This is a genomic window from Chromobacterium sinusclupearum, from assembly GCF_002902845.1.
GTDB lineage: Bacteria > Pseudomonadota > Gammaproteobacteria > Burkholderiales > Chromobacteriaceae > Chromobacterium > Chromobacterium sinusclupearum.
The window spans coordinates 247,223-260,566 of record NZ_PPTF01000068.1 but is presented as its reverse complement, the minus strand read 5'-3'; the positions used below and the strand labels follow the sequence as shown (position 1 = coordinate 260,566).

Here is a 13,344-nt window from a genome sequence, read left to right as displayed (position 1 = left end):
GTGCGATGAGCGACTCTCCCTCCAGCCCGGCCGTCGCGACGGAACCGGCGCAACGCGCGCGGCCCGCCGCGCAGCGCAGCTATGACAATCCCTACGCCAAACGGCTGTTTCTGATCATAGACAGCCTGCCGCAGATGCAGCGGGCGATGGCGATGACCCTGTCGTCCTTCGGCGCCAACAGCGTCGAATACGCCACCAAGCCCAGCGACGCGCTGGCCAAGATGGCCAAGTACGAGTTCGACGTGGTGTTGTGCGACTACGATCTGGGCAACGGCTACGACGGCCTGTATCTGTTCGAGGAAATCCGCGCGCGCAATCTGCTGAAACAATCCTGCGTCTTCATGATCGTCACCGGCGAACGCCGTTCGCAACGCGTGGTTTCCGCCGCCGAGCTGGTGCCGGACGACTACCTGCTCAAGCCGTTCACTGGCGAAGTGCTGCGGGCGCGGCTGGAGAGGGCGATGCGCAAGCGCGAGGCGTTCCGGCTGGTGGACGAAAGCATCCTGCACCATGAATACCTGAGCGCTATCGACACCTGCAACCGCAAGATAGAAGAGAACGGCGAATTCGCCTTCGACTTCATGCGCCTGAAAGGCTCGCTGGCGCTGAAGATTCAGGACTTCGACACCGCGCGCGACGCTTATATGCAGGTGCTGCGCATCAAGCCCACCACCTGGGCCAAGATGGGTCTGGCCAAGGCGCTGGTCGGCCTCAAGTCGCTGGATGAGGCCAGGCTGCTGTTCGAGGCCGTGCTGGCCGACAACAACCAGGTGATGGAAGCCTATGACTGGCTGGCCAAGCTGTATCGCGGCAACGGCGATCTGAAACGCGCGCAGCATGTCTTGCAGCAGGCCGCCGAACTTTCGCCGGTGGTGTTCAGCCGCCAGCAGCGTCTGGCGGAAGCGGCGGTGATGAACAACGATCTCGCCACCGCCGAGACCGCTTATCAGCAAGCGCTGGACATCGCCAAATACACCTGGCACCGCAGCCCCACCCACTACGCCACCTTGGCCCGCATCCAGCTGGCGCGCGGCGACACCGCCAACGCCAGCCGCACCCTGGGCAATCTGCGCCACGACTACCGTTACAACGAGGAGGCGGAATGGCTGGCCGGCGTGGTAGACAGCCGGCTGCAGGCCAAGAACGGCGAAGACGGCAAGGCGGGCGAGCTGCTGGACACGGCCGACGAGCGCTTCCGCCAGCTCTTGCCCAAACTGGACCAGGACGCGCAGATGGAATACGCACGCGCCTGCTACCAGCAAGGCCGGGAAGGCCGCGGCAATGAGGTGATGGAATACCTGATCCGCAATCATCACGACGAAGAGGATGCCCTGACTCGTTTCGGCGAGATGTTCGAAGAAATCGGCCTGGGCGCCGTTGGCCGCCAATTGATCTCCAGCAACGTCAAATCGGTGTCCGAGCTGAACAACCAGGCGGTGTTGCTGGCCCAATCGGGCCAATACGAAGCGGCGATCGAACACTTCATCAAGGCCTTGGAAGAGTTGCCGCAGAATGTGCAGATCATGCTGAACTTGATCAACTCCGTGATGGCTTATGTCAGCCAGAGCGGCTGGCACGAAAGCCATATGCGCCGCGCCTACGAGCTGCTGGGCAAGGTGCGCGATCTGGCGCCGACCAACAACAAATTCCAGAAGATCCTGCAGTCGTGGCGGCTGCTGGTCAGCAAGATGGACAAGCCGCAATGGGTGATTTGAGCCGTCTGCGCGTCCTGGTGGTGGACGACGAAATGCTGGCGCGCGAGCGGCTGCGCCAGCTGCTCGGCGATCTGGGCGTGACGCAGGTGCACTGTCAGGCAGACAGCCAGTCCGCCCAGGACTGGCTGGCGCGCCACCCGGTCGACGTCGTGCTGCTCGATATCGGCATGCCCGGCCGCGACGGCATGGCCCTGGCGCGCCATCTGCGGCAGCAACCGTTGCCGCCGCAGTTGATCTTCAGCACCGCTCATGACCATTACGCGGTGGAGGCGTTTGAACTTAACGCCGCCGATTACCTGCTGAAGCCGGTGCGCCGCGAGCGGCTGGCCGAAGGTCTGCGCCGCGCCGAGGCGCGCTGCGGCAATCCTGACGCGCCGCCCTGCTTCGTGGTGCGTCAGCGCGGCCGGCTGCTGAACGTGCCGTTCAGCGAGGTTCGCTATCTGAAGGCCGAGTTGAAATACGTCACCTTGGTCACCCGCAGCGCGGAATACCTGTTGGACGAGGCGCTGGTGGCGCTGGAGCAGCGCCTGGGCGACGCCGTGCTGCGCATCCACCGCAGCTGCCTGGTCATGCGGGACACGGTTCAGGAGCTGAATCAAACCGCCGTCGATCAATGGCAAATCAAGCTGCGCGACATCGCTCAGCCGCTGTCGGTCAGCCGCCGCCAAATCCCCGCGATCAAGTCCGCGCTGGCCTCTCGCCATGCGTTACGTACTATTACTTAATTCGCTGTTTCTCCGATTTATTGCTAAAAAATAACCCCCCATTCTTATAGAATCAGTCATTGCCGAATTTATGTCGATGGTTTTAACATGCAAGCAAGACTGGTTTATGTTGTATGCATAGCTCTTTGGCTGATGCTCAGCGCACTGGCCGCGCTGTCCATCGCCAGCCGCTCGCTGTTGGGCGCGGAGCAGCAATTCAACAACCAGATGCAGCAGTTGACCGAGCAATTGAAACAGCGCCTGCTGACCAACGAGACCGTGCTCGACAGCTATGCCACCTTCAGCGCGCTGGACCATCGCAGCGAAACTCGGCAAAAACATCCATTTGTCCTGCAGCTGCTGCGGCGCTACCCTCAGATCTCCGCACTGGCTCACATTGAGCGCATCCCAGCCGTTCAACTGGCTGATTTCAAACAGAAACTGCAACACGAGTATGGCAAAGGCTATCGCCTGCGCGGCTTCTCCAGCGACGCGACACCGCCCGCCGGACAAGATGAATACTTTCCGCTGATGTTTGCCGAACCGCAGTCGCAAACGAATCTACAGCTGATAGGCCGCGACGCCTGGCAACAGCCGCAATTGCGCGACGCCTTGCAAGAGAGCCTGAACAGCGGCCGCACCACGTTGTCGCGCCAATTGACTCTCCCGCAAGGCGAAACCGGCTACGCGCTGCTGCGGGACATCGACACTCAACAGTCCCCCAGGATGCTCGATCTGCAACCCAAGCATTTCGCCATGCTGTTCATCCGCGCCGATTCTCTGCTGCCCGCCGACTTGTCTCTGCCCACCGGCATGGAGCTCAGCATCCGCCATCGCGATGATCCGCCGCAACCGCCAGATGGCCACGCGCTGCGGCTGGGCAGCGCCGGGTCCAGCCAGCTGGAGCAACTGCTGTTCCCGCGCCTGGAGGCCACTCAGATGCTGGGCGGCGGCAATCAGCCGCTGCGCCTCACCTTGCGCTGGCAGCAGGGCTGGGCGCAAATCGGCCTGTTTGAATGGTCGGTCTGGCTGCTGTTGAGCCTGCTGCTCGCCGCAGGGTTAGCCTTGGCCAGTTACAGCTTTGTCCGCAGCAGCAATTTGCGGCGCCAGCGGGAAAGCCAGCTGTTCCATCTGGCCAATCACGACCGGCTGACGGGCCTGGCCAACCGCAATTTGTTCTACGACCGACTGCAGCACGCCATCAGCCGCGTCGACCGCAACGGCAAGCGGCTGGCGCTGCTGTTTCTCGACTTGGACCGTTTCAAACCAGTCAACGACACCTTCGGCCATGTGGTAGGCGACCGGATTTTGCAATTGATCGCAGCCCGCATCCAGGACGTGGTGCGCGATGAGGATACCGTCGCCCGCATCGGCGGCGACGAGTTCGTGATCCTCATGGAAGACGTCGAATCCAACCGCGAGGCCGACAAGGTGACCACTCGGCTGAAACAGTCCATCCAGCTTCCCTATCAGGTTGAGCAGCATCGCGTCCTGGTCGGCGTCAGCATCGGTACCGCTTACTACCCGGAAGACGGCCTGCTGATTGACGAATTGCTGGCGGTGGCCGACCGCAAGATGTACGGCAACAAACAATCCTTGAGCCGCGAATCCGAAACCATAGAGTGATCGCCGCACAATAAGACGCCGCCCGGCATGCCGGGCGGCGTCTTGGTTTGGATGGACGCGAACGCGCTTACACCAGGGTCAGCTCGACTTCGATATTGCCGCGCGTGGCGTTGGAATACGGGCAGATGCCATGCGCAGCCTCGATCAATTTCTCCCCAACCTCGCGCTCGATGCCGGGCAGCGACACCGCCAGCTTGGCGGCGATGCCGAAGCCATGGGCAATGGGTCCGATCGATACCTTGCCGGTCACCGACACCTCCGCCGGCAGGCGCACGCCTGCCTGTTGCGCCGCTACCTTCAGCGCGCCGATGAAGCAGGCGGAATAACCGGCCGCAAACAATTGCTCGGGATTGGTGCCGTCGCCGCCAGCCCCGCCTAGTTCGCGCGGCGTGCTCAGCTTCACTTGCAGCGCGCCGTCGTTCGATTCGGCCCGGCCATCGCGGCCGCCCGTGGCGGTGGCTTCAGCGGTGTACAGCACTTTTTGCAGAAGATTCATGAGACTGCTCCTATGGCTATCGCCGTTCCGGCTAAAATATTCACTATTAAATAGTACACTATTTAATTATCAAAACCCTGACGGGTTTACTGCAGCAACTGATCGCGCAAGCCGCACAAGGCCTGACGCAAATGCGCGATCTCATCCAATTGCAGTCCGCTGCGGCATGCCAATTGCAGCGGAATCTGCTCGGCCTGCGCTCGCAGCGCTTTGCCGGCTTCGCTCAAGCGGACCATCACCACGCGTTCGTCGCTGGCCAGTCGTTGCCGCTCCAGCCAGCCAGCCGCCTCCATCCGCTTCAACAACGGCGTCAGGGTCGCCGAATCCAGATAGAGCTTGTCGCCGATGTCCGACACCGAACGCTGATCCTGTTCCCACAACACCAGCAATACCAGATATTGCGGATACGTGATGCCCAACGGTTTCAGGCTATCGCGGTACACTTTGTTCATCGCCAGCGAGGCGGAATACAGCGCAAAACACAGCTGCTGATCCAAACGCAGCAACTCGTCCCCCGGGGGACAGCAATCTTTGGTTTCCATGGCTGCATATTAAATAGCACACAATTTAATTGCAAGCTATTTTATTGATGGGGCGCGCTACGCGCCGTCAGCCTGCACCGACGGCGCGATCGGCTTCAGGCCGCCACCCGCACCGGGCCGCGGCCCAGATCGGCCAGCGAACGGCAGGCCTGCTGCCAATCCGCCAATGAGTTGACGCCCTGCAACACGATGCGCGCCAGCGCATCATTGCATACGCTCGGACCAAACTGCATCAGCATCTCGTGCAGAGCGAAACGCAAGGTATGGCTGTCGCGCAGCAAGGCGTTCACCTCCTCGTGCACTTCAGCGAACACCCGCATGCCGCCCTGGGCATCCAGCTGCACCTGATGCAGCGGACAAAAACCGGAACGGATCAGCGCCTTGTCGGCATCGATGTCCTCGGCGAACAGCAAGGCGCTGTGCTGCAGATAGCCGCAAGCGATGATCAGGGTTTCCAGCGAATGCGGGGTGGCGGTGGGGCCGCCGGCAGGCAGATGATTCATGATGTTCTCTCCTCGTGCTTGTATATTTGGCGCATATTTCAGCATCTTGCGGGATGCCATGACAATGGCTGGAAACCATTGGAAAGGAGTTTTTACTCGATATTAACAACATCGGCCATCGGGTTTACCCGGCACTGACAATCGATGACACGCGGCGTACCATGGGCTCATCGTTACTCTGGATGCCGTCATGCACATCGTCTATCTTCATGGTTTCAACTCCAGCCCCAAATCGCTGAAAGCCGGCGAAACCGCCGCCTGGCTAAACCTGCATGCGCCGGATATCGAATTGCACTGCCCCAAACTGTCGCCGCATCCGGCCGAAGCCATCCGCCAGGCGGAAACGCTGCTGCTGTCGCTGCCGGCCGACACCTTGCTGATAGGCAGCTCGCTGGGCGGCTTCTACGCCAGCTATCTGGCCGAGCGCCACGCCCGGCCGGCGGCGCTGATCAATCCCGCCATCCAGCCCGACCGCGACCTGGCGCGCTTCGCCGGGGAACAGACCAATCCGTATACCGGCGAGGTCTATACCCTGGGCGACGCCGATCTGGCGGCGCTGCAGGCGCAAAAAACGGATAAACCGACGGCGGGACGCTACTGGCTGCTGCTGGGCAGCCGCGACGAAGTGCTGGATTGGCGCGAAGCCGCGCGACATTACAGCGGCAGCCGACAAACCGTATTCAACGGCGACGACCACCGCTTGAACAACTGGCCCAAGGTATTGCCGGACGTGGTGGCCTGGGGCCAAAAACAATTGTCCAAACTTTCTTGACGCCCCGTTCAGCGCGCGGCGCTTGTTCGCCGTGAGGCGCGGCGGCACACTGATCCGATATTTTCCGCGAGGAGTTGCCCATGAGTCAGAAGATCGTTTTCGCCGCCACCGGCGGCCCGGAAGTGCTGAAGCTGGAAAATGTGGAGATCGGCCGGCCCGGACCGGGCGAAGTGCATCTGCGCCATAGCGCCATCGGCGTCAATTTCATCGATACCTACCAGCGCAGCGGCCTGTATCCGCTGCCCCTGCCCAGCGGCCTGGGCAGCGAAGCGGCCGGCGTGGTGCTTGCCGTGGGCGAGGGCGTGGACTGGCTGCGAGCAGGCGATCGCGTCGCCTACGCCGGCGGGCCTTTGGGCGCGTATTCGAGCGAGCGGCTGATCGCCGCGGAGCATCTGCTCAAGCTGCCGGCCGGCATCGCCGACGAAACGGCCGCCTGCGCGATGCTGCAGGGCATGACCGTCGAATACCTGGTACAACGCACCTTCCCGGTTCAGCCGGGCCAGACCGTGCTATGGCATGCCGCCGCCGGCGGCGTCGGCCAGATCGCATTGCAGTGGCTGTCGGCGATGGGGGTGCAGGTGATCGCCACCGTCGGTTCGGCGGCCAAGGGCGAGATCGCGCGCCGGCTGGGCGCCGCCCATGTCATCAATTACAGCGAGGAAGACGTCGCGGCGCGAGTGCGCGAGATCACCGGCGGCAAAGGCGTGCCGGTGGTGTTCGATTCGGTGGGCAAGAGCACGTTCGAAGCCTCGCTGGACAGCCTGAGTCCGCGCGGCATGATGGTGACTTTCGGCAACGCCTCCGGCCCCGTGCCGGCGGTATCGCCGCTGGAGCTGACCAAGCGCGGCTCTTTGTTCCTGACCCGGCCCAAGCTAGGCGACTACATCGCCAGCCGCGCCGAGCTGGAAGCGTCCTCGGCCGCGCTGTTCCGCCGCCTGGAAGACGGCACGATCAAGCTGGCGCCGTCCCATCGCTATCCGCTGGCCGAGGCGGCCCAGGCGCACCGCGACCTGGAAGCGCGCAAGACCACCGGTTCGGTGATCCTGCTGCCCTGAAGCCTCAATCGCCCAAGGGCAGAGGCGGCGCACACTCGCGGGCATCGCGTCCCCGGCTGCAGTCGGCCGCCGGCAGCCTTTCGTCCACGCATTTCCGGCGCGCCGCGCCGAGCGCGCCTTCGCAGGAAGTCTGAGCCGCGACCAGCGCCTCGCAACGCTTGGCATCGCGCTGGCGTTGGCAATTCAGGGCGGGGGTGTAGTAGGCCAGACAGGTTCGCCGGTGCGATTCGCCCAGATCCTGGCAGCTGCGCAGTCCTTGGCGGTACAGCAGGCAACGTTGCGGCGCCACGGCGCGGCTGCAGTCCTCATCGATGGCGGGCGCCGCCGCATAGCCGTACTGGCAGAGCAGCAGCAAGCCCAAACCGGCCCGCAGATAGCCCTGCCATCTGGATGTCCCCTGCTGCTTCATCGCGGCGTCCCTTCCCGGTCGGACGACAATTCGGAACCCTGCGGCATTCAAGTGCCGCTCTCTTATTCGGACTGGCTGTGCTCCAGTTCCTGCCTGTGCTTATCCTGCCAAAAATTGGGCTTGCTGGGTATAGTTTGTGGATGGCCGTCCGGCGGCGGCGGCATCATGCGTTTTTGATGGCGCGCCGGATCGAAGCCGATATCGCCATTGCGCGCGGCCTCGCGCAGCTGCAACTCCTGCAGGCGGCGGCTGTCTGGACAATTGCGATTGGCTTCGCAGGTTTTGCGCGACATCTGATTCCAGGTTCCCCTGTCGCGCTGCGGCGGCGATTCTTTCTGCGGACGCGACCATGCCGCCTGTTGCAGCAACAGGCTTGCGCTCAGCAGAGTGATCAGATATCGCTTCATAGTCGCCATTTTACCTTGTCCACGGCGGGGGGGAACCCTTCATGCTCAAGTCATTCCCCGATCAAGACCGGCCCGGAAGGCCACGGACCATTTGAAACCATCACGCGGCAACAAAGGCGTTGCGCCGCAGGTTTTCGACAGTTGCTTCAGCTTAAACGCAAGCATTTGCTCATACGTCAGTTCTGGCGGCACAATTGTTAAGGACTGTAGCGCGGGGCACCAGCTTAACATCTGTAAAAACAAGGCCCGACAGCTGAGGCGCGCGAGCGCTTAAGCTGCCAACCAGAACACTCAAGGAACAGCATATGGAACACAATAAAATCCTGGTCGTCGACGACGACGCCAAGCTGCGCGAACTGTTGACCCGTTACCTGACCCAGCAGGGCTACAGCGTGGAAACGCTGCCGGACTCGAAAGACCTTGACCGCAAGCTGGCGCGCAACCGTCCCGACCTGATCGTGCTGGATGTGATGATGCCGGGCGAAGACGGCCTGGCCGTGGTGCGCCGCCTGCGCGCGCAGGGCGAGACGCTGCCGGTGATCATGCTGACCGCGCGCGGCGAGGACATCGACCGCATCCTGGGCCTGGAAATGGGCGCCGACGACTACCTGCCCAAACCGTTCAATCCGCGCGAACTGACCGCGCGCATCCAGTCCGTGCTGCGCCGCCACCATACCACGCCGGCGCTGGCGGCCCAGCACAGCGCCGATGACGCCGTCGAATTCGGCGATTTCACGCTGAACCTGGGCCAGCGAGAATTGCGCCGTTGCGGCCAGCCGGTCGCGCTGACCAGCGCCGAGTTCGCCGTGCTGTCGGTGCTGGTCAACCATCCGCGCCGCCCGCTGACTCGCGAACAGCTGATGGAGCTGGCGCTGGGCAAGGGCAACGGCGAATCGCTGGACCGCAGCATAGACGTGCATATCTCGCGGCTGCGCAAGGCGCTGGAAAACGGCGACAGCCCGCTGCGCTATATCCAAACCGTCTGGGGCTACGGCTATGTGTTCGTGCCGGACGGTTCCCCCAGGGAGTAAGACTTGATACGCAAGCTGTTCGGCTCGTTGTTCTTCCGGCTGGCGCTGCTGGTGATGACGGTGGTGATCGCCACCCAGTTGTTCACCATCTCGCTGGCCAACCGGGAACGCCACAAGCTGCTGGAGCGCCAGCTGTACATCCAGGTGCTGGATACGCTGTCCTTCCTTGAAAACTCCATGACCGGCATGGACAACGAGGAGAAGCAGAACTTCCTGGACAGCTACAACCGTCCCGGCCTGCCCAGCCTGTTGCCGTTCAACGCCGACCAGGGGCAACAGTTTGCCAAAGAACTGCCGCCCATCGGCGCCATGCTGACGCAACGGCTGTCTCACGACCTCAATGAGCCTATCCAGGCGCATTTCGCGGTGCGAGACGACCACAGCGAGCTGTGGGTGCATGTGCATGTGCTGGGCCAGCCGTACTGGCTGGTGATGCCGTTCGGCCGCTATCGCGACCGGATGATCACCACCATGCTGCAGGCCTCGCTGCTGGCCGGGCTGTTCGCCACTGTTCTGGCGTCCTTGTTTGCCTGGCGCATCACCCGGCCGATCAGCCGCGTGGTGCAGGCCAGCCGCGAGCTGGCCAGCGGCGAAATGCCCAAGCTGATTCCCGAAACCGGCCCGCGCGAAGTGCAGCTGCTGGCCCACAACTTCAACAGCATGGCCCAGGCGCTGGACAATGCGGCGCGCGAACGGCGGCTGATGCTGGCCGGGCTGTCGCACGATTTGCGCACGCCGCTGACCCGCCTCAAGCTGACGCTGGAAATGCAGGAAGCCAGCGTGGACCAGCACGATATGCTGTCCGACATCGACGAGCTGTCGCGCATCGTGCGCCAGTTCATCGATTTTGCCCGCGCCGAGGAAAGCAATCAGATGGTGCCGGTCGCGCTGGCCGACCTGGCCTCCAGCGTGGTGGCGCGTTTTCGCCGCGAAGGCATGGACGCGCGGCTGGACATCCGCGGCGAACCGGAACTGCAGGCCGACGCGCTGGCGCTGGAGCGCCTGCTGAGCAATTTGCTGGAAAACGCCCGCCGTTACGGCCAGCCGCCAGTGGTCGTACGGCTGGAGCGCGGCGAGAACGAGGCGCGGCTGGCCGTGATAGACCACGGCAAAGGCATACCGGAGGCGTTGCGCGAAACCGCGCTGGCCCCGTTCGAGCGGCTGGCCGAACATCGCGGCACCGATGGCGGCAGCGGCCTGGGCCTCGCCATCGTCTCGCGGGTGGTCAAACAGCACGACGGCACCTTGAACCTGACTGAAGAAGACGGCGCCTTCAAGGTGGACATCCGCCTGCCGCTTGCCTGAGCCTTCAGCGCGCGCGCAGCAGCATCCATAGGCCGAGCAGGCTGAATCCCAAGCCTGCCAGCCTGCCCAGCGAGATGGACTCCCTAAACAGGTAATACCCTATCGGCAGCAGCAGCGCGGTGGTCAGCACATTGGAACTGAGCGCCGCGTACCCGATATTCCAGCCGGCGCGATACGCCAACAGAAACCCCATTTCGATCCCCAAAATCCCCAGCGCCACGCCCAGACTGCTCCAGCTCAACGCCGCCATGCCGCGCTGTCCGGTGGGGAGCCACCACAGGCCGAACAGGCAAAGCGTCATCGCCAAACCATAGCTGACCGCCAGCGAAAAGAAAGGATTCGCCTCCGCTGGCATCTGTTTGATCGCCAGGTGATACATGACCGACCCCGCCACGGCCAGCAATAGCGCTGCCATATACATGGTTTTCTCCTTGCACACGTTCATCTTGCTAACCCATGCTAAACAATCGCCTTTGTTATAGGTAGACTGCAATTACTGTCGATTGCTATAAGAAAATCATATGACTAACGATATCGATACCAGCCTGCTGCGCGCGCTGACAGCGGTGGCGCGTCTGGGCAGCATCAATCGCGCGGCGGCCGAGCTGGGCCGTTCCCAGCCGGCGCTGAGCCTGCAGTTGCGCAAGCTGGAACAGCATTATGGCCAGCTCTTGTTGCAGCGCTCTACTCGCGGCGTGACGCTGACCGCTGCCGGCCAGGCGCTACTACCCTTCGCCGAGCGCATCGTCGGCCTGACCGAGCAAATGCTGCCCAGCGCGCCAGCCGCGGATCGGCTCCGCTGTCGGGTCGGTTTGATCGAGGACGTGGTCAGCCACCATCTGCCACAGGTATTGGCCGATTTCGCCGCCACCCATCCCGGCCTGCAGTTGGAAGTTCGGGTGGCCCCCGGCCGCGAACTCAGTACCGCCTACAGCCGCGGCGAGCTGGATGTGCTGATCGCCAATCCCCGCCTGTGCGGATTGGCACAAAGACCGTCATGGTTGGTGGAGTGCGCATTGCCTTGGCTGGCCGCCGGCGGCCAATGCCCGGAAGTGGCAGAACTGCCGCTGGTGTTGTTTGCCGCGCCCTGCAGTTGGCGAGACGCCATGCTGCATGCGCTGCAACTGGCGGGACAGCCTTATCGAGTCGTCTTTGAAAGCTCCAGCCTGCTGGCGGTTCAGGCTGCGCTGGAGGCGGGCCTGGGCATAGGCGCCCTGCTGCCCGACGCCACGCGCGGCGGTTTGGCGCCGCTGCCTGCGGGGCGCCTGCCGGCGCTGCCGCCGGTGCCGCTGGCGCTGTATCGCCATCCCGAACGCGCCGGCGACGACAGCCTGGACCGGCTGAGCCGCTTATTTTTCCGCGAACTGAGCCGGCTGGCCGCCTAGGCGGCTGAGGCGCAGCGGTACGAACTCGCGCCTCATGCCATCGATGCCGCGGGCGCCTCGCGGCTCAGCCGCGCGCTTTCCCAGGCGATCAGGTCGAGCTTGCGCTCCTCGCCCCAGCGGTATTGGCCCAGCGCCCCCTCGGCCCGGATCACCCGATGACAGGGAATCAGCCAGGCCACCGGATTGGCGCCGACCGCGCTGCCGACGGCGCGCGCCGCGCCAGGCTGCCCCATGCGCGCCGCCAGCTGGCCATAGCTGATCAGGCCGCCATACGGCACGGATAACAGCGCCCTCCATACCTGGATCTGGAAATTGCTGCCTTGCACCCGTAGCGCTAGCGGCGCGCCGCTGCGCTCGGACAAGGGGGAAAACAGCCGTTCGCACAGCGCCTGTCCCTGGCTAGGCCGCCAATGCAAGGCGGCGTGCGGCCACTGATCCTGCAACCAGGCTTCGCCGGCGGCTTCGTCGGCGACGAACTGCAACGCGCAGATGCCGCGATCAGTCCGCGCCAGCAGCGCCGGGCCAAAACGGCTGGCTTCCACGCTCCATATAATGTCCAGCCCGGCGCCGCCGCGCTGGAATTCGCCCGGCGTCATCGCTTCCAGGGTGACGAACAGATCGTGCAGCCGGCTGGCGCCGGACAGGCCCAGTTCATGCGACAGCGGCAGCACCGGCGCGCCGGCCGCCAAGCGGACCTTGGCCGCTTCGCAGGTCAGTTGCTGGATGAAACGCTTGGGACTGACCCCGGCCCACTGCGTGAACAAGCGCTGCAGGCGCGATTCGGACAAATGCAGGGCGCCTGCCAGATCGGCCAGCCGCGGCTGCTCGCCGGCATGGGCAATCAGATAGCGGATAGCATCGCGGATACGGGCGTAATCGCGGCTGCTTTCCGTTTCCACAGTCAGTATCTCGCTCATTTCAGACGCTCCGGTTCAAGCGCGCGGCATAGCAGCCATGTGCGGGAAAACGCAGCATGGCGAAAACCATCTCGTCACGCGTTTCCCATTGCCGCAGCTGGAGACGTATCTCCTCCACCGGCAGCAGAGCCGCAGCGATGATGGTCTGCTCGGCGTCATAGGCGCGCAATGCCGCGTATTCAGCGAAATAACCGTGATTTTCCGACAATATCGCGTCCAATGGCGGCACGTCATCGGCTTGCGGCTCGGCGCTCAGAAACACCGGCCCAAACTCGCGATACGGACCAATCTGCCGAAACGGGCTGTAACTGGCCAGAATCAAGGGCTCGCCCGGCCGGGCGCGTCTCAAAACATCGCGCAGCGGCTCCCCGCCCTTGGCCGGCACGCGCCGCACCGTTTGCCCCAGCGCATCCACGCCTTCCCGCCGCGCGCGCTGGACAAACACAGGATCCAGGGTTTCAAGTTGCCAGGCCATCG

The 13,344-nt window shown here is 63.4% G+C and carries 16 protein-coding genes; 8 read left to right on the top strand and 8 right to left on the bottom strand.

Annotated features, from left to right (window positions below):
• The first annotated feature begins 5 nt into the window (after positions 1-5).
• The 3 genes from C2134_RS15245 to C2134_RS15235 all read left to right on the top strand — a co-directional run bounded on the left by C2134_RS15245 (position 6) and on the right by C2134_RS15235 (position 4,045).
• The gene (locus C2134_RS15245; protein ID WP_103320984.1) at positions 6-1,715 is read left to right on the top strand and encodes a response regulator; all 1,710 of its coding nucleotides are present in this window, start codon (positions 6-8) and stop codon (positions 1,713-1,715) included.
• On the top strand, positions 1,703-2,440 hold the full coding sequence (locus tag C2134_RS15240) for a LytR/AlgR family response regulator transcription factor (RefSeq protein ID WP_103320983.1): 738 nt from the start codon (positions 1,703-1,705) through the stop codon (positions 2,438-2,440). Before C2134_RS15245 ends, C2134_RS15240 begins: the two co-directional genes overlap by 13 nt.
• Positions 2,441-2,572: 132 nt before the next feature.
• Positions 2,573-4,045, top strand: a complete 1,473-nt coding sequence (locus C2134_RS15235; RefSeq protein ID WP_158248780.1) for a sensor domain-containing diguanylate cyclase — start codon at positions 2,573-2,575, stop codon at positions 4,043-4,045.
• Positions 4,046-4,112: 67 nt separating this feature from the next.
• Here C2134_RS15235 and C2134_RS15230 read toward each other — a convergent pair whose 3' ends face one another.
• The 3 genes from C2134_RS15230 to C2134_RS15220 all read right to left on the bottom strand — a co-directional run bounded on the left by C2134_RS15230 (position 4,113) and on the right by C2134_RS15220 (position 5,586).
• Complete coding sequence (locus C2134_RS15230; protein ID WP_103320981.1) at positions 4,113-4,541, bottom strand: organic hydroperoxide resistance protein; 429 nt, start codon at positions 4,539-4,541, stop codon at positions 4,113-4,115.
• Between the two features lie 86 nt (positions 4,542-4,627).
• Positions 4,628-5,083, bottom strand: coding sequence for a MarR family winged helix-turn-helix transcriptional regulator (locus tag C2134_RS15225; RefSeq protein ID WP_103320980.1), 456 nt, complete (start codon positions 5,081-5,083; stop codon positions 4,628-4,630).
• Between the two features lie 95 nt (positions 5,084-5,178).
• The gene (locus tag C2134_RS15220) at positions 5,179-5,586 is read right to left on the bottom strand and encodes a hypothetical protein (RefSeq protein ID WP_103320979.1); all 408 of its coding nucleotides are present in this window, start codon (positions 5,584-5,586) and stop codon (positions 5,179-5,181) included.
• A gap of 190 nt (positions 5,587-5,776) precedes the next feature.
• Here C2134_RS15220 and C2134_RS15215 point away from each other — a divergent pair, with 190 nt between their 5' ends.
• Positions 5,777-6,358 carry a YqiA/YcfP family alpha/beta fold hydrolase gene (locus C2134_RS15215; protein WP_103320978.1) on the top strand — a complete coding sequence of 194 codons (582 nt, stop codon included), beginning with the start codon at positions 5,777-5,779 and terminating at the stop codon, positions 6,356-6,358.
• Between the two features lie 80 nt (positions 6,359-6,438).
• Positions 6,439-7,413: a quinone oxidoreductase family protein gene (locus C2134_RS15210; RefSeq protein WP_103320977.1), complete on the top strand. Its 975-nt coding sequence runs from the start codon at positions 6,439-6,441 to the stop codon at positions 7,411-7,413.
• A 4-nt stretch (positions 7,414-7,417) separates the two neighbouring features.
• Here C2134_RS15210 and C2134_RS15205 read toward each other — a convergent pair whose 3' ends face one another.
• Both C2134_RS15205 and C2134_RS15200 read right to left on the bottom strand, forming a co-directional pair.
• Complete coding sequence (locus C2134_RS15205) at positions 7,418-7,822, bottom strand: hypothetical protein (protein WP_103320976.1); 405 nt, start codon at positions 7,820-7,822, stop codon at positions 7,418-7,420.
• Positions 7,823-7,884: 62 nt separating this feature from the next.
• Positions 7,885-8,238 (bottom strand): hypothetical protein, encoded by a 354-nt coding sequence (locus tag C2134_RS15200; RefSeq protein ID WP_158248779.1) that lies wholly within the window; start codon positions 8,236-8,238, stop codon positions 7,885-7,887.
• 296 nt (positions 8,239-8,534) lie between these two features.
• Between C2134_RS15200 and ompR the strand changes: the two genes are divergently transcribed.
• Both ompR and C2134_RS15190 read left to right on the top strand, forming a co-directional pair.
• Positions 8,535-9,260 carry an osmolarity response regulator transcription factor OmpR gene (gene ompR, locus C2134_RS15195; protein ID WP_043624791.1) on the top strand — a complete coding sequence of 242 codons (726 nt, stop codon included), beginning with the start codon at positions 8,535-8,537 and terminating at the stop codon, positions 9,258-9,260.
• 3 nt (positions 9,261-9,263) lie between these two features.
• Entirely contained in the window at positions 9,264-10,565 is a 1,302-nt protein-coding gene (locus C2134_RS15190; protein ID WP_233196468.1) for an ATP-binding protein, read from the top strand.
• Between the two features lie 4 nt (positions 10,566-10,569).
• Here C2134_RS15190 and C2134_RS15185 read toward each other — a convergent pair whose 3' ends face one another.
• Positions 10,570-10,986 carry a hypothetical protein gene (locus C2134_RS15185; RefSeq protein ID WP_103321018.1) on the bottom strand — a complete coding sequence of 139 codons (417 nt, stop codon included), beginning with the start codon at positions 10,984-10,986 and terminating at the stop codon, positions 10,570-10,572.
• 100 nt (positions 10,987-11,086) lie between these two features.
• On the opposite strand from C2134_RS15185, the gene C2134_RS15180 reads away from it, so the two are divergent.
• Positions 11,087-11,950 (top strand): LysR family transcriptional regulator, encoded by an 864-nt coding sequence (locus C2134_RS15180; RefSeq protein WP_103320974.1) that lies wholly within the window; start codon positions 11,087-11,089, stop codon positions 11,948-11,950.
• Between the two features lie 32 nt (positions 11,951-11,982).
• Here C2134_RS15180 and C2134_RS15175 read toward each other — a convergent pair whose 3' ends face one another.
• Both C2134_RS15175 and C2134_RS15170 read right to left on the bottom strand, forming a co-directional pair.
• Positions 11,983-12,867, bottom strand: coding sequence for a methylated-DNA--[protein]-cysteine S-methyltransferase (locus tag C2134_RS15175; RefSeq protein ID WP_103320973.1), 885 nt, complete (start codon positions 12,865-12,867; stop codon positions 11,983-11,985).
• Position 12,868: 1 nt separating this feature from the next.
• Positions 12,869-13,342 (bottom strand): DUF1203 domain-containing protein, encoded by a 474-nt coding sequence (locus tag C2134_RS15170; RefSeq protein ID WP_103320972.1) that lies wholly within the window; start codon positions 13,340-13,342, stop codon positions 12,869-12,871.
• Positions 13,343-13,344 lie beyond the last annotated feature (2 nt).